Raw genomic sequence first — 21,856 nt, forward strand, 5'->3', positions numbered from 1 at the left:
CCATCGGGCCGCGCTCAGGCGCGCGGCTTGACCAGCGGGAACAGAATCGTTTCGCGGATGCCGAGGCCGGTCAGCGCCATCAGCAGACGGTCGATGCCCATACCGGTACCTGCGGTGGGCGGCATGCCGTATTCCATGGCGGTCAGGAATTCCTCGTCGAGCTTCATCGCCTCGTCGTCGCCGGCGGCGGCCAGGCGCGCCTGGTCGACGAAGCGTTCCCGCTGGATCACCGGGTCGACGAGTTCGGAGTAGCCGGTGGCCAATTCGAAGCCGCGCACGTACAGGTCCCACTTCTCCACCACACCGGGCACCGATCGATGCGCACGCACCAGCGGCGACGTCTCGACCGGGAAGTCGCGCACGAACACCGGCTGGCTCAGATGCTGCCCCACCATGTGCTCCCAGAGCTCTTCGACGATCTTGCCGTGTCCGTAGCCCTTGTCCTTGGGGATCTCCAGGCCGACGCGAGCGGCGATCGCGAGCAGTTCGTCCACCGACGTCTGGGCCGGGACGATCTCCTGGCCCAGTGCCTGCGAGAGCGACGGATACATCTCCAACGATGTCCACTCACCGGACAGGTCGTATTCGGTGCCGTCGGGCATCACGGGGGTCAGTGTGCCGAGCGCACCCATCGAGACCTCTTGCACGAGTTCACGCGTCATCACCGCGGCATCGTCGTAGGTGCCGTACGCCTGATAGGTCTCGAGCATCGCGAACTCGGGTGAGTGCGTGGAGTCGGCGCCCTCGTTGCGGAAGTTGCGGTTGATCTCGAAGACCCGCTCGATGCCACCCACGACGCAGCGCTTGAGGAACAGCTCCGGCGCGATGCGCAGATACAGATCGATGTCGAAGGCATTGGAATGGGTCACGAAAGGTCGTGCCGCGGCACCGCCGTGCAAGGTTTGCAGCATCGGCGTCTCGACCTCGAGGAAGTCCCGCTTCGCCAGTGCCGCACGCAGTTCCGACATGACAGCGACGCGGGTCCGCGCGGTCTCGCGCGCCTCCGGACGGACGATGAGGTCCACGTAGCGCTGCCGCACCCGGGACTCCTCATTCATCTCCTTGTGCGCGACAGGCAAGGGACGCAACGCCTTTGACGCCATCTCCCAGCCGTCGGCCATCACCGACAGCTCACCGGTTCGAGAGCTGATCACCTGTCCGTGCACGAAAACGATGTCACCGAGGTCCACCTCGGCCTTCCAGCGCGCGAGAGCATCCTCCCCGACGCCGTTGAAGCTGATCATGGCCTGCAGTTGGGTACCGTCACCCTCCTGGAGTGTGGCGAAGCACAGCTTGCCCTTGTTGCGGAGGAAGATGACCCGCCCCGCGACGCCGACGATCTCACCGGTCTCGGTGCCGGCCTCGAGGTCTGGAAAGGTGGTGCGGATCTCGGACAGGCTGTGTGTCCGCGCGATGGACACCGGATAGGCCTCGCGTCCGTCACCCAGGATGGCCTCGCGCTTGTCCCGACGAATCCGGATCTGTTCCGGGGTGTGGTCGTCGGTGGCGTCGACGGCGGCCGCGGTCGGTCCGCCGCTGGGGGCATTCTGGGTGGTCGGGGTGTTACTCACCCCCGAAACCCTATCGGAATCGTGCCGACGAACCGATTCGTGGTCGCAGCGACGGCGCAGCCTGGTCAGTGCGCCGAGATGGCAGCCAGTTCCTGATCACTGATCCGGCCGGCGATGCGCGAACGGCGCAACGCGCGGAAGCCGCCGACGACGAAGACCGCGCCGGAGACACCGCGGGCCTGCAGATGCCAGGCGAGCCATTCCGCCTCGTGGCCGTCGTCGCTGATCAGCAGCCACCGGGCATCGGGTGCGGCGGCGCGCAGCGAATCCGGGTGGCCAGGTGTGAGGCGCGGCAGGACATCGGTGGCGTCGATGGCCAGCGCGCCGGACAGCACACCGTCGAGCTGGCGTTTGCGCTGGCTGCGTACGTCGACGGCGATCACGCCATCGGCGATCAACCTTGCGTAGTCGGTCGCCTGAGCCGAGAGGGGTGCATCACTGGACGGCGCGACGATGGGTTCTTTGGTGACAGCAGATGTGCCGAGGACGGCGGTCATGAGAAGTCCTGAGGGTGATCGAATTGAGCGGGGGTCGTCGAAGAAGGGCGGCCGCAGATGCGGAACTCAGCCCTGACAACACTCCAGACAGCTCTTGATCACGGCAGACAGTGTGCCATAGATCGGCGGTCTGCACTAGCCCTTGTGGCGTGCGAGGTCTCGATACGGCCGGCGGGGGAAGATCGCCTCTCCGCGGATCGAGTAGCGACGAACGAAGTGAGAAGCGTATCGAGATCACACCCACCCGGTCTCGATACGCCCTCGGCTAGCGCCTCGGACTACTCGACCAGCGAAAGGGAAAGATCCAGTCGCGATACGACCAGCGAGGAAAGACCGCATCCCCCCGCGGATCGAGTAGCGACGAACGAAGTGAGAAGCGTATCGAGATCACACCCACCCGGTCTCGATACGCCCTCGGCTAGCGCCTCGGACTACTCGACCAGCGAAAGAGAAAGATCCAGTCGCGATACGACCAGCGAGGGGAAAGATCACATCCTCCCGTCGATCGAGTAGCGACGAACGAAGTGAGGAGCGTATCGAGATCCGCCTCAGCGACGGCGTTGCTGCTTGGAGCGCTCGTAGACGAGGCGGAGGCCGTCGAGGGTCAGGTAGGGGTGATGCACCGTGAGGGTTTCGCACTCATCGAACATCAGGGGCGCGAGAAAGCCGGTGGCGACGACGGTGACGTCGTCGGAGTCGAATCCTTCGACAGTGTCGCGCACCCGATCGACGAGGCCGTCGACCTGCCCGGCGAAGCCGTAGAGGATGCCGGCCTGGAGTGCCTCGACGGTGTTCTTGCCCAGCACGCTGCGCGGCGGCATCAGCTCGACCTTGCGAACCGTGACGGTGTGCTCGGACAGCGCCTCCACCGCCAGGTTGACGCCCGGTGCGATCGCGCCGCCGAGGAATTCACCCTTGGCCGAGACGGCATCGACCACTGTCGCCGTGCCGAACGCGACGGTGATGCACGGACCCTTGGGGTAATTGTGATGCGCCCCCACGCAGTTCGCGACCCGGTCGGTGCCGACTTCCTTCGGGTTGTCGACCAGGAGCGGAACCCCGGTCCGCACACCGGGTTCCAGCAGGATGTGGTGGTGTCCCTCACCGAAATAACGCGGCACCATCACCCGCAGTTCACGCAGCAGTGAGGGCACGGTGGACAGCGCCGCGACACCGGTCACCTGCTCGACGTCGGTACCCAGCAGGCCGCGGATGAGCAGCGCGAGTTCGTCCGACGTCAGGTTCGGATCGGTGTGGATTCGCCAGTCCTGCACCATCGTCGCGTGGTCACCGGAACCGGCGAACACCCCGAGATGGATGTTGGTGTTGCCGACGTCGACGGTCAGCAGCATGTCGCGCGACGTCCCGCTATGCCGAGACGTCGACGAGTTCCCGCGGATCGCGCAGACCGGAGCCCTCGGGCGCGTGCGCGGGATCGGTGCCTTCGACCAGCACGCGGTTGTGATCGTCCACGAACACCACCGACGGCGAGTACTCGCGCAGTTCCTGCTCGTCGAGGATGCCGTAGGCGATGATGATCACGAGATCATTGGGATGAACGAGATGTGCTGCGGCACCGTTGATCCCGATAACACCCGAGCCCCGCTCGCCGGCGATGACGTAGGTTTCCAGGCGCGCACCGTTGTCGATGTCGACAATGGTCACCTGCTCACCCTCGAGTAGGTCGGCGGCGTCGAGCAGATCCTGGTCGATCGTCACCGACCCCACATAGTGCAGATCGGCCTGGGTCACACGGGCTCGATGGATCTTCGATTTCATCATGGTGCGGAACATGCGGTGCTCGCTTTCTCCGGGGAGGTCAGTGGGTGGTCTGTTGGGGGTCGCGGCCGGCGAATCCGGTACCGATTGCCACGCCGACGTTGTCGATCAGTCGGGCCGCGCCGATCCGGGCGGCGACGAGCAGGCGGCCGTCGCCCTGCTCCGGGGGGTCCTCGAGTTGGCGGCCCGTCAGCGCGAGGTAGTCGACCTGGATCTCGGGATTGGTCTCGAGAACCGACTGCGCCGCAGCGAGAATCGCGTCGCGGCCGTCGCCGGCGGCGTGCGCACCGGCCACCAGGGCCGCCGACAGTGTGGTGGCCAGTTCGCGCTGGTCGGCGTCGAGGTAGCGGTTGCGCGACGACATCGCCAGGCCGTCGGACTCGCGGACGGTGGGCACGCCGACGATCTCGACGCCGAGGTTGAGGTCGTCGACCATCTGCTTGATCAGGACCAGCTGCTGGTAGTCCTTCTCACCGAAGAACGCCGCGTGCGGCGCGGCGATGTTGAGCAGTTTCGCGACGACGGTGAGCATGCCGGCGAAATGTGTCGGCCGGGAGATACCGTCGAGCACCGCTCCGGCCGGACCGGGTTGCACCAGGGTGCGTTGGCCGTTCGGATACATGTGCGCGACGGTGGGCGCGAACACGAGCTCCACGCCGAGGGGGCGGAGCAGGTCGCAGTCGGCGTCGAAGGTGCGCGGGTAGGCGTCGAGGTCCTCGTTGACGCCGAACTGCAACGGGTTGACGAAGATCGAGACGATGACCACGGTGTTGCCCGCGGACTTCGCGGTCCGGACGAGCTCGAGGTGACCCGCGTGCAGCGCGCCCATCGTCGGGACCAACACGACGCGCTTGCCGGCGCGACGCAGCGCCTGACTGACCCGGTGCAATGTCGCGGGGTCGCGGTGGACGGTGAGTTGGCCTGCCGTGTAGGCCTTCTCGCTCAGATCGCCGGTCATGACACCTCCAACACGTCGAGTAGATCCTGCGGTGCGTCGGTGTAGCCGGCGGTCCGGCGGGCCAGCACCCGGTAGGCCTCGGCGATGTCGACGGCGCCCGCGCGATCGGCAGGCAGCCGTCGCAGCGCGGCGAGATGGCCGGCAACGGCAGCAGCGTCACCGCGGGCGACCGGGCCGGTCAGGGCGCGCGGACCGAGTTCGAGGACATTCTGCAGCGACGCCGACACGAGCGGGCCGAGGATCCGTTCGGCGAGCATCGTCCCGCTGCCGTCGACGGTGGCGGCGTCCCGTCCGCCGCGGCCGCCGGGGCCGTCGATCGCCGCGTTCAATGCGGCGACGGCATCGGAGATCAGGGTGATGAGGTGATTGGCGCCGTGCGCGAGGGCGGCGTGATAGAGCACGCGGTCGGACTCGGCGATCCGGACGGGTTCGCCGCCCATCTCCAGCACCAACGCCTGGGCGATGGCGAAGCCGACCTCGTCGGCCGCGGTGACGCCGAAGCATGCCTGGCGCAGACGGGTGGTGTCCTCGACGGTGCCCACAAAGGTCATCGCCGGATGGATCGCGAGCGGCAGCGCCCCGAGGTCGGCGAGCGGGGCCAGCACCTGCACCCCCTGGGCGCCGGCGGTGTGCGCGACGAGGGTGTTCGGCCGCAGCGTTCCCGTTCGGACGATGCCGGTGACCACCGCGGCGAGTTCGGCATCGGGCACGGCGATGATGAGCAGTTCGGACCGGGCGACCACGGCGTCGAGCGCCAGGATCTGTGATTCGGGCAGGCGCTCGGCGGCGCGTCGGCGGGATATGTCCGACCGTGCGACGACGGCCCCGACAACGTGACCGGCTTGTTCGAGCGCGGCACCGAGCGCCGTGCCGACTCGCCCGGCGGAGATGATTCCGACGGTCAGCCGGGCCGGGGTGGGGAGGTTGGAGACGCCGGACAGGTAGGGAGCATCACCAGATTGCCCCTGCATCGGGCCGAGATCATCGCTCGGTGAGGTCACCGCTGTCCTCCGCTGAGAAAGTTCCAGTCCCGGCTGAGCTCGGGTACCAGACGTTGCAGAGCAAGGGTAGGCCCTCCGGACGCCCCAAGGCCAACGCCTGTGACAGGGTTCACGCCGCGGAAGAAGCGGCCCGCGTCAGTCCTCGCGTCGCCGACGCCCGCCGGGTGCGCCGGACTGTCGTAGCTGGCTGAGCAGCTCGGAGACGGGCAGGCCGGCCGAGTGGGCGCTCTCGCCGTCATCGGCGCGACGGCGACGACGGCCCTGCAGCGCCGGACTCACCTCGTCCCCGCTCGTCTCGTGGCGACCGGCACCTTCGAACGACGCCACGTCGGCGGGGGTCGGTTCCGGGACGGTCTCCGGTTCGGGCTCGGCCGCCTCGGGTGCCTGCTCCGGCTGTTCGGTCTCGGCGAGCTCCGCGGCTTCGGACTCTGCGGCCTCGGACCCTGCGGCTTCGGACTCTGCGGCCTCGGACCCTGCGGCTTCGGACCCTGCGGCCTCCGACTCTGCGGATTCGGGTTCGGACGCCGGCGGCCATTCGTCGGTCGGGGACTCGTCCACGTAGGCACCGGGGGCCTCGGTGACCTCGTCGGCGCTCTCCTCGGTCTCGGCGAGGACCGCGTCCTCGACCTGCTCGGCCGGGGCTTCGTCGGGCACCTCGGTGGCGATCCGTCCCGAGATCGGCGCCTCGTCGGAGATGATCGGGATGACCTCGGTCATCTCGTTCGGATCGACGTCGGCGGGGATGTACCGGCCGCTGTCGGCACTCGGCGCGGTCGCGGCGAAGTCCTGCGCGGCGCGCACGCTGTCGTCGGCACGGAAGCCCTGTGTGAACGCGTGCCCGTAGTCCTCGCGCCCGGGGCCGGGCTGACCGATCCCGGATGCGAGTTCACGGAGTTTCTCGTTCGGCAGGGCGGCGCGCGGATCGGGCAGCGACTCGCCGAGCAGCATCTCCAGGCTGGATCGCAGTGCCAGCACCTGCGCCTTGAGCTCGGCGAGCTCCTCGTTCGACTCCGCGCTCACCTCTTTGCGGATGGTGGTCTCGACGTCGAGTTCGTATTGGCGACGGGCCGCGATCTCCCGCTCGAGCTGCAGTTCGTAGACGAGTCGGAGGTCGCGACTCTTGGCCTCGGCGCTCTCGGCCTGGCGACGGAACTTCGTGACGAGGATGGCGCCGATCACCGCCGCCCACAGCGCAGCGATCACCGCCAGCGATCCGCTGATCGACAGCTGATCGGTGAACACCATGAGGATGCTCGCAACGATGGCGAGCACGATGAGCAGACCGAGCAACCACTGTCCCGCCGATCTCCCGGAGCGCCGTGACTCCGTGGAACGGCCGTTCGAGGTCGTCATGTCCGTGAACTTACCGTCTGAGTGCGCCGATATCGGCCATCTACTGCGGAGAGTCACGATTCACCCGGAAGTGACCACCGGGGTCAGGCAGGGCCGGGATGGCCTCCGACAGCCTCATCGGTGGGGTCGTCGGGTGCGCGACAACAGTATTCGAGCCACAGCGCGGCTGCGACGAGAACCACTCCACCGATGAGCCCGATGATGGCGCCCGGGCGGTCGTGCTGGGCCGCGGCGAGATCGTGCCGACTCCACAGGAAGACCAGAAGCCCGGCCCACACACCCACCGCGATCGCCCCCAGGATGGCCGACGCCTTCGCCAGGGCCAGCACGCGCGCCGCGGTCAACGGGTGCAACTGTCCGCGGGCCTGGCCGACATGTCGCGCGGCGACCCGGGCCCGGACGATGAAGGCGATCAGCACCTCGAGCGCGGCCAGGACGTAGAGGACGATCCCGGCGAGCAACGGCATCGGCGGCAGGCTGCCGTAGTTGTATCGGACGAGAATCCAGGCGACCACCGCGACGATTGCGGCGATGATGATCAGGTCACGCAAGCGCGTCGGACCGAGCCCGGGTTCTTCCTCCTTGTTCGGGTCCGACGGCCGTTTCGGAGCGGTCATCGGGTCCTCACCGCGGGCAGCTCGGCGACAGCGACCACGCCGGCGCGATCGTCGGCGTCGATGTGCTCGACCAGCTCGGCCACCGCGCGGGTCCCGTCCGGTGTCCACAGCGTGGCGTCGGGGTCGATGGCCAGCCACGGCACCAGCACGAAAGCGCGCTCGGCGGCGCGCGGATGTGGCAGCAGCAAGGTCGGGTCCGCGCTGCGGATCACCTCGCCGTCACGGCTGACGGTGATCACGTCGACATCAAGAGTTCTCGGCCCCCAATGGATCTCACGCGTCCGCTGGGCGGCTTGCTCGAGCTCGGCACCGATGGCGAGCCACTCGTACGGATCACGCTCGCCTTCGACGATGAGAGTGATGTTGTAGAAGTCGTCCTGCTCCACTCCGCCCCATGGCGGCGTCGCATAGACCGGGGAGACGGCGACCAGCTCGTCGGCGAATCGGTCGACGACGGTCTGCAGATGCGCCAGGCGATCACCGATGTTGGACCCGGCGGACAACACCGCGGTCGTCTGCGTGCCCGCTCGCTGCGGCCCCGACCCGCTGCTCATCGTCCCATCGACTTCCGCGATCGCCGGGTCACCACGGCAACGTCGGCGAACTGCAGCGGGATCGGCGCCGACGGCTTGTGCACGGTCACCTCGCACGCGGCGAGCCGCTCGTCGTCCATGATCGCCTCGGCCACCTCGGCCCCGACGGTCTCGATGAGATTGTGGGGTTCACCTGCGACGATGTCGTGGGCCCGCTGGGCGAGCGCCCCGTAGTCGACGGTGTCGGCGAGGTCATCGGAGGCCGCCGCCTCGGCGAGGTCGAGCCATAACGTGATGTCGAGGATGAAGTCCTGCCCGTCGCGCCGTTCGTGCTCGAAGACGCCGTGATGGCCGCGCACGACGAGACCGCGCAGTTCGATCCGGTCGGCCATCAGTCGTTCCCCCGTCGCGCCTGGTGTCTGTCGGTGGTGACTCCCGGGTTCGCGGTCCCGCGGCGACCACCACTGTGCCACGCGGTCGCCACCGCGATCGCGTCCCGGCTCATCTGCACATCGTGCACCCGGACCGCCCACGCCCCCTCGAGTGCGGCCAGCGCGGACAGGGCCGCGGTCGCGACCTCTCGTCCGGCAGGTGGCCGCGGCTCGCCGTCGCGGGCGAGCAGGGTGCCGAGGAACCGTTTGCGGGAGGCCCCGACGAGCACGGGGAAACCCAGTCCCACCAGGGTCGGCAGCGAATGGAGCAGCGCCCAGTTGTGGTCGGCGGTCTTCGCGAAACCCAGACCGGGGTCGAGGATGATCCGGTCGGGGTCGACTCCCGCGGTGACCGCGGCATCGACCTGGGCGAGCAACTCGCCACTCACCTCCGCCACCACGTCACGGTAGCCGCCGGCGTCGTCGACGCCGTGGTCGAATGCTCCCCCGGCCGCGCGGTCGGACCGATCGACGGGGCGCCAGTGCATGAGAATCCAGGGCAGTCCCGACTCGGCGACCACCCGCGCCATGTCGGCGTCGGCACGGCCACCCGAGACGTCGTTGATCACCGTGGCGCCCGCGTCGATCGCCGCCTCGGCGACCTGTGCACGCATCGTGTCCACCGACAGCGGTACGCCGCCACCGGCGAGGCCCGCGATGACTGGTGCCACCCGCTTCGCCTCGACCTCGGGGTCGACGCGGGTGGCGCCCGGCCGCGTGGACTCGCCGCCGATGTCGATCAGGTCGGCGCCCTGCGCGATCAGTTCGTGCCCGTGCGCGATCGCCGCATCGTGGTCGAGGTAGCGGCCACCGTCGGAGAAGGAGTCCGCGGTGACGTTGATGACGCCCATGACGAGCGTCCGTCCGCCCTGCGCCGGGATGGGTGCGAGCGGGCCGGGTGAAGTGGCTGGCTGCATCGGGTGATGGCGGCCGCTCAGGTCCGCGAGATGAGATCGAGGGCCTCGCCGCGAGAGACCGCACTGGTCTTGAACAGGCCGCGCACCGCCGACGTCGTGGTGGAGGCTCCGGGCTTGCGGATACCGCGCATGGCCATGCACAGGTGCTCGGCCTCGATGATCACGATGACCCCGCGCGGATCCAGACGTTTCACCATCGCATCCGCGATCTGACTCGTGAGCCGTTCCTGCACCTGCGGGCGCTTCGCGTAGAGATCGACCAGACGAGCGAGCTTCGAGAGTCCGGTGACCTGACCGCTGACCCCCGGGATGTACCCGACGTGCGCGACACCGTGGAACGACACCAGGTGGTGCTCGCACGTCGAGTACAGCGGGATGTCCTTGACCAGGACCAGTTCGTCGTGGTCTTCGTCGAAGGTGGTGGCCAGCACCTCACTCGGATCGGTGTAGAGCCCGGCGAACATCTCCCGATACGCGTTGGCCACGCGGGTCGGTGTGCGTTTGAGGCCCTCACGCTCGGGATCCTCGCCCACGGCTATCAGCAGTTCACGGACCGCGGCCTCGGCACGCGCCTGGTCGAAATGCCGACCCTTGGGCGTCGTCGGCACAGCGTCGTGACCGTTCGGACCGCTCGCCTCGAGGTCCGTGTCGTGCTGTTCACTGATCGTCATCGTTGCCTCTGATCCGTTCTACGACCGTCTGTCCGCGGACGTCGGGGCTAGCGGTTTCCGGAGTTCGGGTCGCCGCCCGGACCGTTGTCGGCCGGTCCCCCGCCGTGGCGGCCGGTGCCATAACCGTTGTTGCCGGTCCCGTAGTTGCCGCCGTAATTGCCGCTGCCGTGGTTTCCGCCGCCATGGTTGCCGGCGCCGTTCTGGCCGGCCCCGTGGCCGCCCGAACCGTTGGGACCGTTCGACGGCGGCGCGTCCTGCGGCGGCCAGCCGGGCGCCGACCAGTCGCGGGGAGCACCGTAGTCCGGCCGGGTGCCGTGGGTGGGCTGGCCCGGGTAGCCGCCCTGCGGGCCCTGGTGACCGCCGTGGGGCGGGTAGCCGGGCGCCGACTGCGGCGGGTAGGCGGGCGGATAGGCCTGTCCCGGAGCGGGGTTCGGGTAGCCGCCAGGCTGCTGCGGTCCGCCTGCCGGACTGCCGGCACCGACGGGTTCCGGTACCGGGTCAGGGGTGACCGGCTCCGGCGGCCACGGCTCGCCCCGTTCCATCGCGAGCTCGCCCGGCGTCTTCACCGGCGGCTTGTCGCTCGGTGTGCGGTCACCGAACTCGTTGAACGCGGTGATCCGCGGACGCTTGTGCACCTCGGAGAAGATCAGCTCGAGGTCCTTGCGGGTCAGCGTCTCCTTCTCCAGGAGCTCCGTCGCGAGGACGTCGAGGGTGTCGCGGTACTCGGACAGGATCGCCCACGCCTCGGTGTGGGCGGCCTCGATCAGTCGCCGCACCTCGTCGTCGATCTCGCTGGCGATCTCGGCGGAGTAGTCGGTGTGGCTGCCCATCGACCGTCCCAGGAACGGGTCGCCCTGGTCCTGCCCGTACCGCACGGCACCGAGCTTGGCGCTCATGCCGTATTCGGTGACCATCGCGCGCGCGATCTTGGTGGCCTGATCGATGTCCGACGACGCGCCGGTGGTCGGCTCGTGGAAGACCAGCTCCTCCGCGGCACGACCACCCATCGCCATCACCAGACGAGCGATCATCTCCGACCGCGTCATCAGGTCCTTGTCCTGCTCGGGCACGGCCAGCGCATGACCGCCGGTACGGCCTCGGGCCAGGATGGTGACCTTGTAGATGGGGTCGAGATCGGGCATGGCCCACGCGGCGAGTGTGTGACCGCCCTCGTGGTAGGCGACGACCTTCTTCTCGTGCTCGCTGATGATGCGGCTCTTGCGGCGCGGACCGCCGATGACACGGTCGACCGCTTCTTCGAGCATCTCCGCGGTGATGGTGTTCTTGTTCTCGCGAGCGGCCAGCAGTGCGGCCTCGTTGACCACGTTGGCCAGGTCGGCGCCCGACATTCCCGGGGTGCGCTTGGCCAGGCCGTCGAGGTCGGCGTCGTCGTCGATCGGCTTGCCGTTGGCGTGCACCCGCAGGATCGCGCGACGGCCGGCGATGTCGGGGTTACCCACCGGGATCTGCCGATCGAAGCGGCCCGGGCGCAGCAGGGCGGGATCGAGGATGTCGGGACGGTTCGTCGCGGCGATCAGGATGACGCCGGAACGATCACCGAAGCCGTCCATCTCGACCAGCAGCTGGTTGAGGGTTTGTTCCCGCTCATCATGGCCGCCGCCGAGACCGGCGCCGCGCTGACGCCCGACGGCATCGATCTCGTCGACGAAGATGATGCACGGGCTGTTGTTCTTGGCCTGCTCGAAGAGGTCGCGCACACGCGAGGCGCCGACGCCGACGAACATCTCGACGAAGTCCGAACCGGAGATGGTGAAGAACGGCACGCCCGCCTCACCGGCGACGGCCCGGGCCAGCAGCGTCTTACCGGTGCCGGGCGGGCCGAAGAGCAGGACACCCTTGGGGATCTTGGCGCCCAGCGCCTGATAGCGCGCCGGGTTCTGCAGGAAGTCCTTGATCTCGTAGAGCTCCTCGACCGCTTCGTCGGCGCCGGCGACGTCGGCGAAGGTGGTCTTGGGCATGTCCTTGGTGAGCTGCTTGGCCTTCGACTTGCCGAAGCCCATGACGCCGCCGCGTCCACCGCCCTGCATCCGGTTCATCACGAAGAAGAACAGGCCGAACAGCAGCAGCATCGGCAGGATGAAGATGAGGATCTGCCAGAGGGCGGACTGCTCGCTGACGTTGGTCTGGTACGGGGCGCCCGTCTTGGTGACCGAGTCGAAGACCTGCTCGCCGGCCGAGGCGGGATACTTCGCACTGATCTTGGTGGTGTCGGCGCCGTCGACACTGATCGGGTTCTTGAGTTCGATGCGGAGCTGCTGCTCACGGTCGTCGATGTCGATCCGGTCGGTGTTCTTGACGTTGAGCTGGGTCAACGCGACCGAGGTGTCCACAGACTTGTACTCGCGACCCGAGTCGCGCATCACGCTCCAGCCCCACAGGGCGAGCACGATGAGCGCCACAATGGCGAGATTGCGGAAGACTGACTTACGGTTCATGCCTGTTGGTGGTGGTCTGAGCCGGTCCGAAGACCGCGCCCGCGCCGTTCCACTGTCCTTCCCAGTCGACGTCGTGGCCGGCCGCGCGTCGCGCTGCGCGGCTGTCCGTATTTCTAGAGGCTACCGGTCAACGAACATCCAGGGAAAACCGTTCCGTCCCCCGTGCGGGGGCGCCTCGACGCTGGTAGGACGTCAGTTCTGGTAGACCGATGGACGCAGTCGCCCGATGAAGGGCAGATCCCGGTAGCGCTCGGCGTAGTCGAGGCCGTAACCGACGACGAACTCGTTCGGGATGTCGAAGCCCACGTCGGCGACGTCGACCGGGGAGCGCACGGCCTCCGGCTTGCGCAGCAGCGTGCAGACCTGCAGGGACCGGGGTGACCGGGTGGCGAGGTTCTTCATCAACCACGACAGTGTGAGCCCGGAGTCGATGATGTCCTCGACGATCAGCACGTCCCGGCCGGTGATGTCGCGGTCCAGGTCCTTGAGGATGCGGACCACACCCGACGATGACGTCGACGAGCCGTAGCTCGACACCGCCATGAACTCCATCTGTGACGGGATACGCAGGGCACGCGCGAAGTCGGTCATGAACATGACCGCACCCTTGAGGACACCGATCAGCACCAGATCCTGGTCGATGTCGGAGTAGCGCGCGGCCACCGACTCGGCCAGTTCGATGGTGCGCGTCCTGATCTGGTCCTCCGAGATCAGGATCGCCTCGATGTCGTCGCCGTATGGGTCTGCACGGGTCGGGTCTGCGCCGGCTGGGTCTGCGGACTGCACGCCCCTAGCTTGTCATGCCGACGACCCTCGGCGTCCGCTACCACCGCGATTGCGCCGTGCCGACCGCCGCCGAAGCCGTCGGGCCTCCCCCTCGACGAGTGCCCGTAACGATGTAGGTCATTCGTACGACATTCCTCGCGGGAACGGTGTGTCGCGCATCACACTCGGATCACGAATGGCACCATCTATTCACACGCGACACATTTCCCGACAACAGAGAACATGAATTTGTGACAGTTAATCTGTCCGCAGACAAATAGATTCCGGGGGCCTGATCTTTTGTTCTGCGAACAAGTTTTCTGCCACACCGCCACCCACCTCGGCTTGCCGATGCAGCCCAGAACCTCGAGAGACGACCCCTATGCATTTTGCAGCACTCCCCAGGGCATCCCATTTCCGCATCCGCACCCACCTTCGCCTACTGACCATCATTTCCCTTGCCACCGTGGCAATCACGGCCTTCGCCGGGACGGCGCAAGCCGCGCCTAGGCCGGGCGGCCCGATGACCTACGACGTGTCGATGACAGGGTCGTCATTCAGCCTGACGGTCCACAACGGTTCGATCAGCACGAATAACGGCACACTCGTAATTCGAAATCTCGCCGGCGCCGAGCAATTCCGGATGCCGTTGGCATATCGAAAGGAATATCGCCAGTTCCCGATCGATGCACACACGGTCGGCAATAAGGCGACACTGATACCTTCCCGTAATCTTGCGCGGTCGACGGCGGTCAATCCGGTGGAGGTGGAGGCGCTGCGGCTGGCGGCCGCCAATCAATCTGATGTGCCGCGCACTAAGCGGGAGCGAGACGATCAGGCACTGGCTCGCTTCAACCAAGAGTTGAGCGCGGGACTGACGATTTCCTCCCTCGTCGGAACCGTCCTGGGCGCCATAGTGGGTGGCATCCTCGGGTGCGCTGGCGGCATAGTCGTCGGTTGCCTGCCCTTCATCCCGCTCGGTGCAGGGATTGGATCAATCGTCGGCCTCGCTCTCGGCGGCGGCGGCTCCCTGATCTGGTCCGCCATCCAGTACTTCAACACCATCAACTCCCCCTTCGTCCCGCCGAAGCGCTAGATCCATCCCCTGACGGTCCGCCTCAGCGTTCGACGAGGCGGACCGTCAGTCTGTCTCCGGCACGGACGACGACCAGGCGTGCCGTCGGGTCGCCCCCGACCGCGACGGTGGCCGTCGACCGCATGTCGGTGACGACGGCGTCGACCGCGGAGATCACCCGATGCGTCGGTTCGGTGGCGCCGACGTCGAGCAGCCAGCGCCGCACCACCCGGGTACGCAGGGCCAGAGGGGTCTCCAGGAGCGGGATGGTGTCGAGGTCGTCGCCGATCTTCGCGCGCCGCCACAGCCGGTCGGCGAGATGGTCGAGGGCATCGTTGTCGGCCTGTAACGACGACGCCGTCCGGCCCAGCGCCTCGGTGACCCCGCCGTGCAGCACGTCGTCGAGCATCGGCAGCACCTCCGCCCGTAGCCGGACGCGGGTGAAGCGGGGATCGCGGTTGTGCGGATCGTGATGAGGATGCAGGCCGAGTTCGACGCAGGCGGCGAGTGTCTGTGATCGGCGGATCGCCAACAGTGGCCGGCCCCACGGCTGATTCCACGCTCGCATGCCCGCGATGGACCGGGCGCCGGAGCCGCGGGCCAATCCGAGCAGGACTGTCTCCGCCTGATCGTCGGCGGTGTGGGCGAGCAGGACCGGTCGACCGTCGCGGGCCTCGTCGAGGGCGGCGTAGCGGGCCTGACGGGCTGCGGCCTCCAGGCCGCCGACAGTGCCGACGTCGACGGCGAGCACGCGGGCTTCGGCACCCAGCGCGCGCGCAGCGGCCGCAGCTGTTTCCGCGACGCTGTCCGACCCCACCTGGAGCCGGTGATCGACGACCAGCGCCTGCACCGACATCCCGGCGCGCACCGCACCGGCGACGAGTGCCAGGGAATCCGGCCCACCGGACAGCCCTACGCACATGTCTGTACCGAGAGCCGGATGAGCGGCGGCGAACTCGGCGACCGCGCGGGTTAGAGCACCCGTTGCATCCACGCGCGCGGCTCGTCGATCTCGTTCGGTCGCGGCATGGTCTCCGGGGACGTCCAGATGGTGTTGAACGAGTCCATCCCGACGGCGTCGACCACTTCGTCGACGAAGGCCTTCCCCCGGATGTATTGCGCCAGTTTGGCGTCCATACCGATCAGGGCGCGGATGATCCGTTGGATCGGGTTGCGCGGACCGGTCCGTCGTTTGTCGAAGGCCTGCCGGATCGACGCGACCGTGGGCACGTGGGCAGGTCCGACCGCATCCATCACGTGATCGGCGTGCCCCTCGAGGAGCGTTCCCAGCATCATCATGCGGCCGAACGCCTCGTACTGTTCGGGCGTCTGCAGCAGTTGCATCGCGCCGAGCACGCCCTTCTCCCGGGGCTTGTCGCCGCGCACCATCGAGCTGATCCGCGCGACGATCTCGCCGGCCGACTCATCGGTCTCCGAGGTCAGGATCTCCAGGTTGTCGACCATGTACTGGCGTAACCACGGGTTGGCCGAGAACTGCACCCGGTGGGTGACCTCGTGCAGACAGACCCACAGCCGGAAGTCGCTGGGTACCACGCGCAATGAGCGTTCCACCGAGATGATGTTCGGCGCCACCACCATCAGCACACCCGGTTCGCCGGTGTCGGGGTCGGGGGTGAACGGATCGTACTGGCCGAGGATGGCGCCGGACAGGAACGCCAGCAGGCCACCGGCCTGCACGCCGCCGGCCTTCGAGGACAGTGCGGCGAGTCCGCCGGACGAGCCGGTCGCCCCGTCGACGCCGAGCATCGACTGCATCGACTGCGCCGCCGCCTCGACCCACTCGCGGCGATCGAGGACACGGGTGGCGGGCACCCGGAGCCCGTCGGCGAGTCGGGTGACCTCACGGACCGGCGCCTCGGCGCGGGTGGCGGCATCGGCGAGTTCGGCGTATGCGGCGTCGAGGGTGTAGGCGGTGGTTTTCGGGCCCGGACGGGACAGCCGCTTGCCGGTTGCCGCGGCGAGACCCCAGTCGATGCGTGCGCCGATCGACTCACTCTCGGACACGCTGTTTTTCAGGTCGTCGGTGTTCGGCTCGGTGTTCGTCATCGGCATCCGCATTCCCTCAGCTCACCGGCCACGTCGTCGAGCGCGGGCCGCGCGTCGGCCGGTGACGTGCCCCCGGACATCAGTGCGAACGCCAAGACCCGACCGTCGATCGTCTGGACTATCCCGGTCAACGAACTCACCCCGGTGAGGGTTCCCGTCTTCGCACGCACCCAGCCCGCACCGGGATTCGTGTCCGGGTTGAACCGGTCGGCCAACGTGCCGGTGCCACCGGCGACGGGCAACCCGTCGAGCAGCGACCGCATCAGCGGCTGCGACGGACCTGCCGCCGCACCCATCAGGTTGTCGAGCACGGCGGCGGGCACCTGGTTGGCGTAGGAGAGGCCCGAGGCGTCGCGCAGCGTGACGTCGGACATGTCGAAACCGTGTTGCGACAGGGCGTTGCGCACCGCGGTCACCCCACCGGCGATGGTGGGTGGTCCGCCCTGGGCGATGGAGAGTTCGATCGACAACGTCTCGGCGAGCACATTGTCGCTGTAGCGCATCATGTCGTTGACCCGGGTGACCAACGGCGCCGAGGTCACCTGTGCGACGACCTGCGCCCCGGTCGGGGCGGTCACGTCGGTGACGTCGGAGTCGACGCCGAGCGCGTCGGCGAGCTGTGTGCCCGCGGTGATTGCCGGGTCGGGTACGCGCGGCGAGAACTCGTCGAGCGGTTCGATGCGTGCGCCGTCGGTCATCAACGATTCGATCGGTGCGATATCGCCGCCGGCGATGTCCTGTTCGTCCCAGGTCTGCTCCATCGTCGGCCCGGTGAATGCGCTGGTGTCGACGGCGACCGAGGTGACGTTAATCCCGGCCTTCCGGATCTGTGCGGCGAGATCGGAGATCCGTCCCGGACGCGTGTAGAAGGTGGCGGCACCGTTCGGCTGAGCCGACAGTGTCGGGTCGCCGGCGCCCTTCAGGATGAGCTGACCGTCGGTGCCCAGTACGACCGTCGTCGTGAGGCGTTGGTTGTGTGGCAAGGACAACAATGCTGCGGCGGCGGTGAGGATCTTCGTGTTCGACGCCGGGATGCGCGGCTGCGTCGGCGAATCCGACCACAGCGTCTGCCCGGTCAGGGCGTCACTGATCTCCCCGGAGAACTCGCCCAGTGCGGGGTCTCGGACAGCAGCGGCGATCTGTCGTCGCACACCCGCCGCGGTGGGTTCGGGTGCGTTTGCGGAAACCGGCTTGATCTGCGGATTCACCGTGATGGCTGCCGGCTGCGGCGGGATGCCGGGCGGAAGTTCGTCTTGTTTGTCGAGCTGGAGTGCGACGGCGACGGACCCGACGGCGACGATGGCCAGAATGACCACCGAGATGATCGTCCACAGCACCATGCGGCGAGTCGATCTGCGCCGTGCGCCCACTGAACCTCCGAGTGTGTCCTGTTCGGGGTCGTGGCCCCCGCGTTCCGGTTCCCACAGTATCGTTGAGGCGATCTGCGCAGGCGACCCACGATGTGGATGGGCCGTCCGCCGTCACCGACCAGCGAACTCACGAAGACGTGCCAGGAGGAACTGTGGAATTCGATGTGACCATCGAGATCCCGAAGGGTAGCCGCAACAAGTACGAGGTCGACCACGAGACCGGCAAGATCTACCTCGACCGCTACCTGTACACATCGTTCGGCTACCCGGCCGACTACGGCTACATCGACGGCACCCTCGGCGAGGACGGCGATCCCCTGGATGCGCTGGTGCTGCTCCCGGAGTCGGTGTACCCGGGCGTGATCGTGAAGGCCCGAGTGGTCGGCATGTACACCATGACCGACGAGGCCGGCGGCGACGACAAGCTGCTGTGTGTGCCCGCCGGCGATGTCCGCTGGGATCACATCCAGGACATCAAGGACGTCAGCGAATACGAGCTCGGCCCGATCTCCCACTTCTTCGAGCACTACAAGGACCTCGAGCCGGGTAAGGAAGTCCAGCCCGGCGGCTGGGTCGGCAAAGCCGAGGCCGAGAAGGTCGCGCAGGAGGCCATCGAGCGTCTCGCGGCGCACCCCCACGAGGCCAACGAGCCGTCCCGCGGCTGACCCGCCTCACCCCGAAACCCGCCCGACGGCGGCCGAGGTCACTCAAGACCCGCCTGACGCTGGCGAGGTCACCTCGAAACCCGGCCGACGCTGGCGAGGTCACCTCGAGACCCGCCTGACGGCGGTCGAGCCAACCTCGAGACCCGCCTGACGGCGGTCGAGCCAACCTCGAGACCCGCCTGACGGCGGTCGAGCCAACCTCGAGACCCGCCTGACGGCTGGTGAGCCAACCTCGAAACCCGCCTGACGGCGGTCGAGAGAACCCAGAAAAACGTCGACAGCACCCACCCGACCTCGCCACCGGCGGGCGAGATCAAAAAGGTGGGTGCTGTCGGCGTTTTTCTGGGTTCTCTCGACGCGAAGCAAGGTTCCGTCGGCGTTTTTCTGGGTTCCGTCGACGCAATCCTGGGTTCCGTCGGCGAAATCCAGGCTTCTCCCGACGAGTCCGCCTACCCGATGTGCGGGAACGCCCGCGTCCGCTTCCCCTCCCGGATCTGGATCGTCTTGATCTCGGTGAACTCCTCGAAGCCGACGATGCCCATCTCACGGCCGTAGCCGGACTGTTTCATCCCGCCGGCGGGGAGCTGCGGGGCACCGTCGATGGCGGTGTTCACCCACACCCGTCCGCTGCGAAGCTTCTTGGCCACCGACAGCGCGCGATCGATGTTCTTGGTCCACAGCGACCCCGACAACCCGTACTCGGTGGCGTTGGCGAGCCGCACGGCCTCGTCGGTGTCGTCGAATCGCGTCACGGTCAGCACCGGCCCGAAGATCTCCTCGTGGAACTCCGGAGACTGCTCGGTGACGTCGAGGATGATCGTCGGCGCCACGAAATGTCCCGCAGAGTCCTCCGTGTCAGTGACGGCCGGTCCGCCGACCGCGACGCGACCTCCGTTGGTCTGCGCCGATGCGATGTGGCCGCGGACCTTGTTCACGTGGCCGGCGTGGATCATCGGTCCCACGTCGACCGACTCGTCCAGCGGATCACCCACCCGCAGCTGTTCGGCCGCGCCGACCAATCGTTCGACGAACTCGTCGGCGATGGACTCCTGCACGAGCAGGCGCGACCCGGCGACACAGCATTCACCGTTGTTGAAGAACGCACCGAACAGGACGCCGTCGAGAGCGTCGTCGAGGTCGGCGTCGTCGAAGACGATGTTGGCGGCCTTGCCACCGAGTTCCATCGACAGTCGCTTGGCCGTGCCCGCCGACGCCGCGGTGATCGCATGACCGGTTGCGGTGGAGCCGGTGAACGAGAGGATGTCCACGTCGGGGCTCTCGGCGAGTACCGATCCCACATCGGCGCCGTAGCCGGTGACCACGTTCACCACGCCGGCCGGCAGACCGGCGGCGGACAGGATGCCGGCCAGTTCAAGCGTGGTGCCGGAGGTGAACTCCGACGGCTTGATCACCGCCGTGCAACCCGCCGCGAGTGCGAACGGCAGCTTCTGTGCGAGGAGCAGCAGCGGGAAGTTCCACGGCAGGATCATCGCCGCCACACCGGCGGGTTCGCGGACCACCAGGGCCGTACAGTCCGAGGCGATTCCGGTGTGCGCCTCCCCGTGCGCCGACATGGCAAGCCCCGCAGCATATTCGAAGAGCTCGGCACTTCCGTCGACGTCACTGCGCGCGTACCGCAGCGGTTTTCCGGTCTCCTCGGCCTCGATGCGGGCCAGTCGCGGGGCGTCGGCGCGCATCAGTTCGGCCACCCGCAGCAATGCGCGGGCGCGTTCCATCGATGGGGTGGTCGGCCACGGTCCATCGTCGAACGCCCGCCGTGCCGCGGCGATGGCATGCAGAGTGTCGGTGCGGTCGCCGGCGACGTATTCGGCGAGTTCCCGGCCGTCGACCGGACTGTGCCGGATCACCGTGGATCGGTCGGCGCCGGACTCGAAATTACCGTCGATGAACATCCCGTAGCGGCGGACCGAGGTCGTCGGTTCGATGACGCTGGGAGAAGACATGTGTGACTCCTGGTGAGTGGTCGGTTCAGTGCTCGTGGATCAGCACGCCACGCAGGTTCTTGCCGGCGTGCATGTCGACGTAGGCGTCGTTGATCTGGTCGATCGTGTAGCGGGTGGTGATGAGTTCGTCGAGCTTGAGGCTGCCCGCCTTGTAATAGTCCAGCAGGGCGGGGATGTCGTAGGTCGGGTTGCAGTTGCCGAACAGCACACCGCGCAACGTCTTCGCATAGACCACGAGTTCCAGCGGGCTGATCGGGATGCCCGGTTCGTTCTGACCGATCGAGACCACCGCCACCCGTCCTTCCTTGCGAACCGCGGAGAACGCCTCGGCGATCAATGCCCCGTCAACGACGCCGACGGTGACGACGGCGGAGTCTGCACCCTGACCGTTGGTGACCGAGTGCACGAACGGCATGGCCTCGGCGATGGACGCGAACGCGTGCGTGGCCCCGAGAGTCAGCGCCTGCTCTCGCTTGAACGGCACCGGGTCGACCGCGACCACATGTGCCGCGCCGGCGTTGCGGGCACCCTGGACGGCGTTGATGCCGACGCCGCCGACTCCGACGATCATGGCGGTTTCTCGCGGACGTACGTGGGCTGCGTTGACCGCGGCTCCCCACCCCGTCGCCACACCACACGACACCAGGCAGGCGACGTCGAACGGGAGGTCGTCGTCGATCTTGACGGCTTGGGTTTCGTCGGTCACCAGGTAATTGGCGAAGGTGCCCAGCCGCTGCATCGCCCCGACCGACTGCCCCGACGAGCGCGTGAAACGCGGATTGCCGTCGATACCGAATCCGTTCTCCATCCCCGCGCCCGAGTCACAGATGTACTGCATGCCCTGCGAGCACCACCGGCACCGGCCGCAAGCGGGCAGGTAGGCGGTGGCGACATGGTCGCCCACGGCAAGACGGCGGACGCCGGGCCCGACGGCGTCGATGATGCCCGCACCCTCGTGACCGCCGACCATGGGCAGCGCGTTGGGGATGTCACCGGTGACGAGGTGATCGTCGGAGTGGCAGAGCCCCGATGCCATGACCTTGATGCGAACCTCGCCGGGTCCGGGTTCGGCGAGTTCGAGGGTTTCGACCTCCCACTTGCCGCCGATCGCATCGATGACTGCTCCGCGCACTGTTCGAGACATGATTTGTTTTCCTCCTGTGATG

General features: G+C 67.7%; 21 protein-coding genes. 2 read left to right on the forward strand and 19 right to left on the reverse strand.

Translation table 11 applies throughout. The features are described from left to right. Positions 1-14: 14 nt before the first annotated feature. From lysS to hpt, 14 genes are all read right to left on the reverse strand, one after another. Entirely contained in the window at positions 15-1,571 is a 1,557-nt protein-coding gene (gene lysS / locus ACVT6V_RS28250) for a lysine--tRNA ligase (protein ID WP_489897357.1), read from the reverse strand. A 65-nt stretch (positions 1,572-1,636) separates the two neighbouring features. Then, positions 1,637-2,068 (reverse strand): rhodanese-like domain-containing protein, encoded by a 432-nt coding sequence (locus ACVT6V_RS28255; RefSeq protein ID WP_489897358.1) that lies wholly within the window; start codon positions 2,066-2,068, stop codon positions 1,637-1,639. Positions 2,069-2,616: 548 nt separating this feature from the next. Continuing rightward, positions 2,617-3,420 carry a type III pantothenate kinase gene (locus ACVT6V_RS28260; RefSeq protein WP_489897359.1) on the reverse strand — a complete coding sequence of 268 codons (804 nt, stop codon included), beginning with the start codon at positions 3,418-3,420 and terminating at the stop codon, positions 2,617-2,619. A gap of 16 nt (positions 3,421-3,436) precedes the next feature. Continuing rightward, positions 3,437-3,862: an aspartate 1-decarboxylase gene (gene panD, locus ACVT6V_RS28265; protein WP_489897360.1), complete on the reverse strand. Its 426-nt coding sequence runs from the start codon at positions 3,860-3,862 to the stop codon at positions 3,437-3,439. A 25-nt stretch (positions 3,863-3,887) separates the two neighbouring features. Further along, positions 3,888-4,805 (reverse strand): pantoate--beta-alanine ligase, encoded by a 918-nt coding sequence (panC, locus tag ACVT6V_RS28270; protein WP_489897361.1) that lies wholly within the window; start codon positions 4,803-4,805, stop codon positions 3,888-3,890. Beyond that, positions 4,802-5,776 carry a Rossmann-like and DUF2520 domain-containing protein gene (locus ACVT6V_RS28275; RefSeq protein ID WP_489901053.1) on the reverse strand — a complete coding sequence of 325 codons (975 nt, stop codon included), beginning with the start codon at positions 5,774-5,776 and terminating at the stop codon, positions 4,802-4,804. The genes panC and ACVT6V_RS28275 overlap by 4 nt, the downstream gene beginning before the upstream one ends. Positions 5,777-5,941: 165 nt before the next feature. Beyond that, positions 5,942-7,159 (reverse strand): DUF6779 domain-containing protein, encoded by a 1,218-nt coding sequence (locus tag ACVT6V_RS28280; RefSeq protein WP_489897362.1) that lies wholly within the window; start codon positions 7,157-7,159, stop codon positions 5,942-5,944. Between the two features lie 83 nt (positions 7,160-7,242). Next, positions 7,243-7,776, reverse strand: a complete 534-nt coding sequence (locus ACVT6V_RS28285) for a DUF3180 domain-containing protein (RefSeq protein WP_489897363.1) — start codon at positions 7,774-7,776, stop codon at positions 7,243-7,245. Continuing rightward, positions 7,773-8,330: a 2-amino-4-hydroxy-6-hydroxymethyldihydropteridine diphosphokinase gene (gene folK, locus ACVT6V_RS28290; RefSeq protein WP_489897364.1), complete on the reverse strand. Its 558-nt coding sequence runs from the start codon at positions 8,328-8,330 to the stop codon at positions 7,773-7,775. Before folK ends, ACVT6V_RS28285 begins: the two co-directional genes overlap by 4 nt. Beyond that, entirely contained in the window at positions 8,327-8,701 is a 375-nt protein-coding gene (folB, locus tag ACVT6V_RS28295; protein ID WP_489897365.1) for a dihydroneopterin aldolase, read from the reverse strand. Before folB ends, folK begins: the two co-directional genes overlap by 4 nt. Further along, positions 8,701-9,657, reverse strand: a complete 957-nt coding sequence (gene folP, locus ACVT6V_RS28300; protein WP_489897366.1) for a dihydropteroate synthase — start codon at positions 9,655-9,657, stop codon at positions 8,701-8,703. Before folP ends, folB begins: the two co-directional genes overlap by 1 nt. A gap of 17 nt (positions 9,658-9,674) precedes the next feature. Continuing rightward, positions 9,675-10,328 (reverse strand): GTP cyclohydrolase I FolE, encoded by a 654-nt coding sequence (folE, locus tag ACVT6V_RS28305; protein WP_489897367.1) that lies wholly within the window; start codon positions 10,326-10,328, stop codon positions 9,675-9,677. A 47-nt stretch (positions 10,329-10,375) separates the two neighbouring features. Further along, positions 10,376-12,784, reverse strand: a complete 2,409-nt coding sequence (gene ftsH, locus ACVT6V_RS28310) for an ATP-dependent zinc metalloprotease FtsH (protein ID WP_489897368.1) — start codon at positions 12,782-12,784, stop codon at positions 10,376-10,378. 192 nt (positions 12,785-12,976) lie between these two features. Beyond that, positions 12,977-13,570, reverse strand: coding sequence for a hypoxanthine phosphoribosyltransferase (gene hpt / locus ACVT6V_RS28315; RefSeq protein WP_489897369.1), 594 nt, complete (start codon positions 13,568-13,570; stop codon positions 12,977-12,979). A gap of 361 nt (positions 13,571-13,931) precedes the next feature. Between hpt and ACVT6V_RS28320 the strand changes: the two genes are divergently transcribed. Beyond that, positions 13,932-14,645 (forward strand): DUF8020 domain-containing protein, encoded by a 714-nt coding sequence (locus ACVT6V_RS28320; protein WP_489897370.1) that lies wholly within the window; start codon positions 13,932-13,934, stop codon positions 14,643-14,645. A 22-nt stretch (positions 14,646-14,667) separates the two neighbouring features. Here the strand turns inward: ACVT6V_RS28320 and tilS are convergent, their stop codons facing one another. Genes tilS through dacB form a run of 3 tightly spaced genes read right to left on the reverse strand, consistent with a single transcriptional unit; the run spans position 14,668 to position 18,031 of the window. Further along, on the reverse strand, positions 14,668-15,618 hold the full coding sequence (tilS, locus tag ACVT6V_RS28325; protein WP_489897371.1) for a tRNA lysidine(34) synthetase TilS: 951 nt from the start codon (positions 15,616-15,618) through the stop codon (positions 14,668-14,670). Further along, entirely contained in the window at positions 15,597-16,691 is a 1,095-nt protein-coding gene (locus tag ACVT6V_RS28330; RefSeq protein WP_489897372.1) for a zinc-dependent metalloprotease, read from the reverse strand. The genes tilS and ACVT6V_RS28330 overlap by 22 nt, the downstream gene beginning before the upstream one ends. Beyond that, positions 16,688-18,031 (reverse strand): D-alanyl-D-alanine carboxypeptidase/D-alanyl-D-alanine endopeptidase, encoded by a 1,344-nt coding sequence (dacB, locus tag ACVT6V_RS28335; protein ID WP_489897373.1) that lies wholly within the window; start codon positions 18,029-18,031, stop codon positions 16,688-16,690. Before dacB ends, ACVT6V_RS28330 begins: the two co-directional genes overlap by 4 nt. Positions 18,032-18,213: 182 nt before the next feature. Here dacB and ACVT6V_RS28340 point away from each other — a divergent pair, with 182 nt between their 5' ends. Next, on the forward strand, positions 18,214-18,726 hold the full coding sequence (locus tag ACVT6V_RS28340; protein WP_489897374.1) for an inorganic diphosphatase: 513 nt from the start codon (positions 18,214-18,216) through the stop codon (positions 18,724-18,726). A 449-nt stretch (positions 18,727-19,175) separates the two neighbouring features. Here the strand turns inward: ACVT6V_RS28340 and ACVT6V_RS28345 are convergent, their stop codons facing one another. Continuing rightward, positions 19,176-20,690, reverse strand: coding sequence for an aldehyde dehydrogenase family protein (locus ACVT6V_RS28345; RefSeq protein ID WP_489897375.1), 1,515 nt, complete (start codon positions 20,688-20,690; stop codon positions 19,176-19,178). 25 nt (positions 20,691-20,715) lie between these two features. Then, positions 20,716-21,834 carry an NDMA-dependent alcohol dehydrogenase gene (locus ACVT6V_RS28350; protein WP_489897376.1) on the reverse strand — a complete coding sequence of 373 codons (1,119 nt, stop codon included), beginning with the start codon at positions 21,832-21,834 and terminating at the stop codon, positions 20,716-20,718. Positions 21,835-21,856 lie beyond the last annotated feature (22 nt).

The organism is Gordonia sp. LMA167 (assembly GCF_058130025.1).

Coding starts and splice junctions, on each gene's coding strand:
- ACVT6V_RS28260 (WP_489897359.1), bottom strand. CDS start 3,420: ATGCTGCTGACCGTCGACGTCGGCAACACCAACATCCATCTCGGGGTG.
- dacB (WP_489897373.1), bottom strand. CDS start 18,031: ATGGTGCTGTGGACGATCATCTCGGTGGTCATTCTGGCCATCGTCGCC.
- ACVT6V_RS28345 (WP_489897375.1), bottom strand. CDS start 20,690: ATGTCTTCTCCCAGCGTCATCGAACCGACGACCTCGGTCCGCCGCTAC.
- ACVT6V_RS28280 (WP_489897362.1), bottom strand. CDS start 7,159: ATGACGACCTCGAACGGCCGTTCCACGGAGTCACGGCGCTCCGGGAGA.
- ACVT6V_RS28285 (WP_489897363.1), bottom strand. CDS start 7,776: ATGACCGCTCCGAAACGGCCGTCGGACCCGAACAAGGAGGAAGAACCC.
- ftsH (WP_489897368.1), bottom strand. CDS start 12,784: ATGAACCGTAAGTCAGTCTTCCGCAATCTCGCCATTGTGGCGCTCATC.
- panD (WP_489897360.1), bottom strand. CDS start 3,862: ATGTTCCGCACCATGATGAAATCGAAGATCCATCGAGCCCGTGTGACC.
- ACVT6V_RS28275 (WP_489901053.1), bottom strand. CDS start 5,776: ATGCAGGGGCAATCTGGTGATGCTCCCTACCTGTCCGGCGTCTCCAAC.
- folK (WP_489897364.1), bottom strand. CDS start 8,330: ATGAGCAGCGGGTCGGGGCCGCAGCGAGCGGGCACGCAGACGACCGCG.
- ACVT6V_RS28350 (WP_489897376.1), bottom strand. CDS start 21,834: ATGTCTCGAACAGTGCGCGGAGCAGTCATCGATGCGATCGGCGGCAAG.
- panC (WP_489897361.1), bottom strand. CDS start 4,805: ATGACCGGCGATCTGAGCGAGAAGGCCTACACGGCAGGCCAACTCACC.
- folP (WP_489897366.1), bottom strand. CDS start 9,657: ATGCAGCCAGCCACTTCACCCGGCCCGCTCGCACCCATCCCGGCGCAG.
- ACVT6V_RS28320 (WP_489897370.1), top strand. CDS start 13,932: ATGCATTTTGCAGCACTCCCCAGGGCATCCCATTTCCGCATCCGCACC.
- ACVT6V_RS28330 (WP_489897372.1), bottom strand. CDS start 16,691: ATGACGAACACCGAGCCGAACACCGACGACCTGAAAAACAGCGTGTCC.
- folE (WP_489897367.1), bottom strand. CDS start 10,328: ATGACGATCAGTGAACAGCACGACACGGACCTCGAGGCGAGCGGTCCG.
- ACVT6V_RS28255 (WP_489897358.1), bottom strand. CDS start 2,068: ATGACCGCCGTCCTCGGCACATCTGCTGTCACCAAAGAACCCATCGTC.
- folB (WP_489897365.1), bottom strand. CDS start 8,701: ATGGCCGACCGGATCGAACTGCGCGGTCTCGTCGTGCGCGGCCATCAC.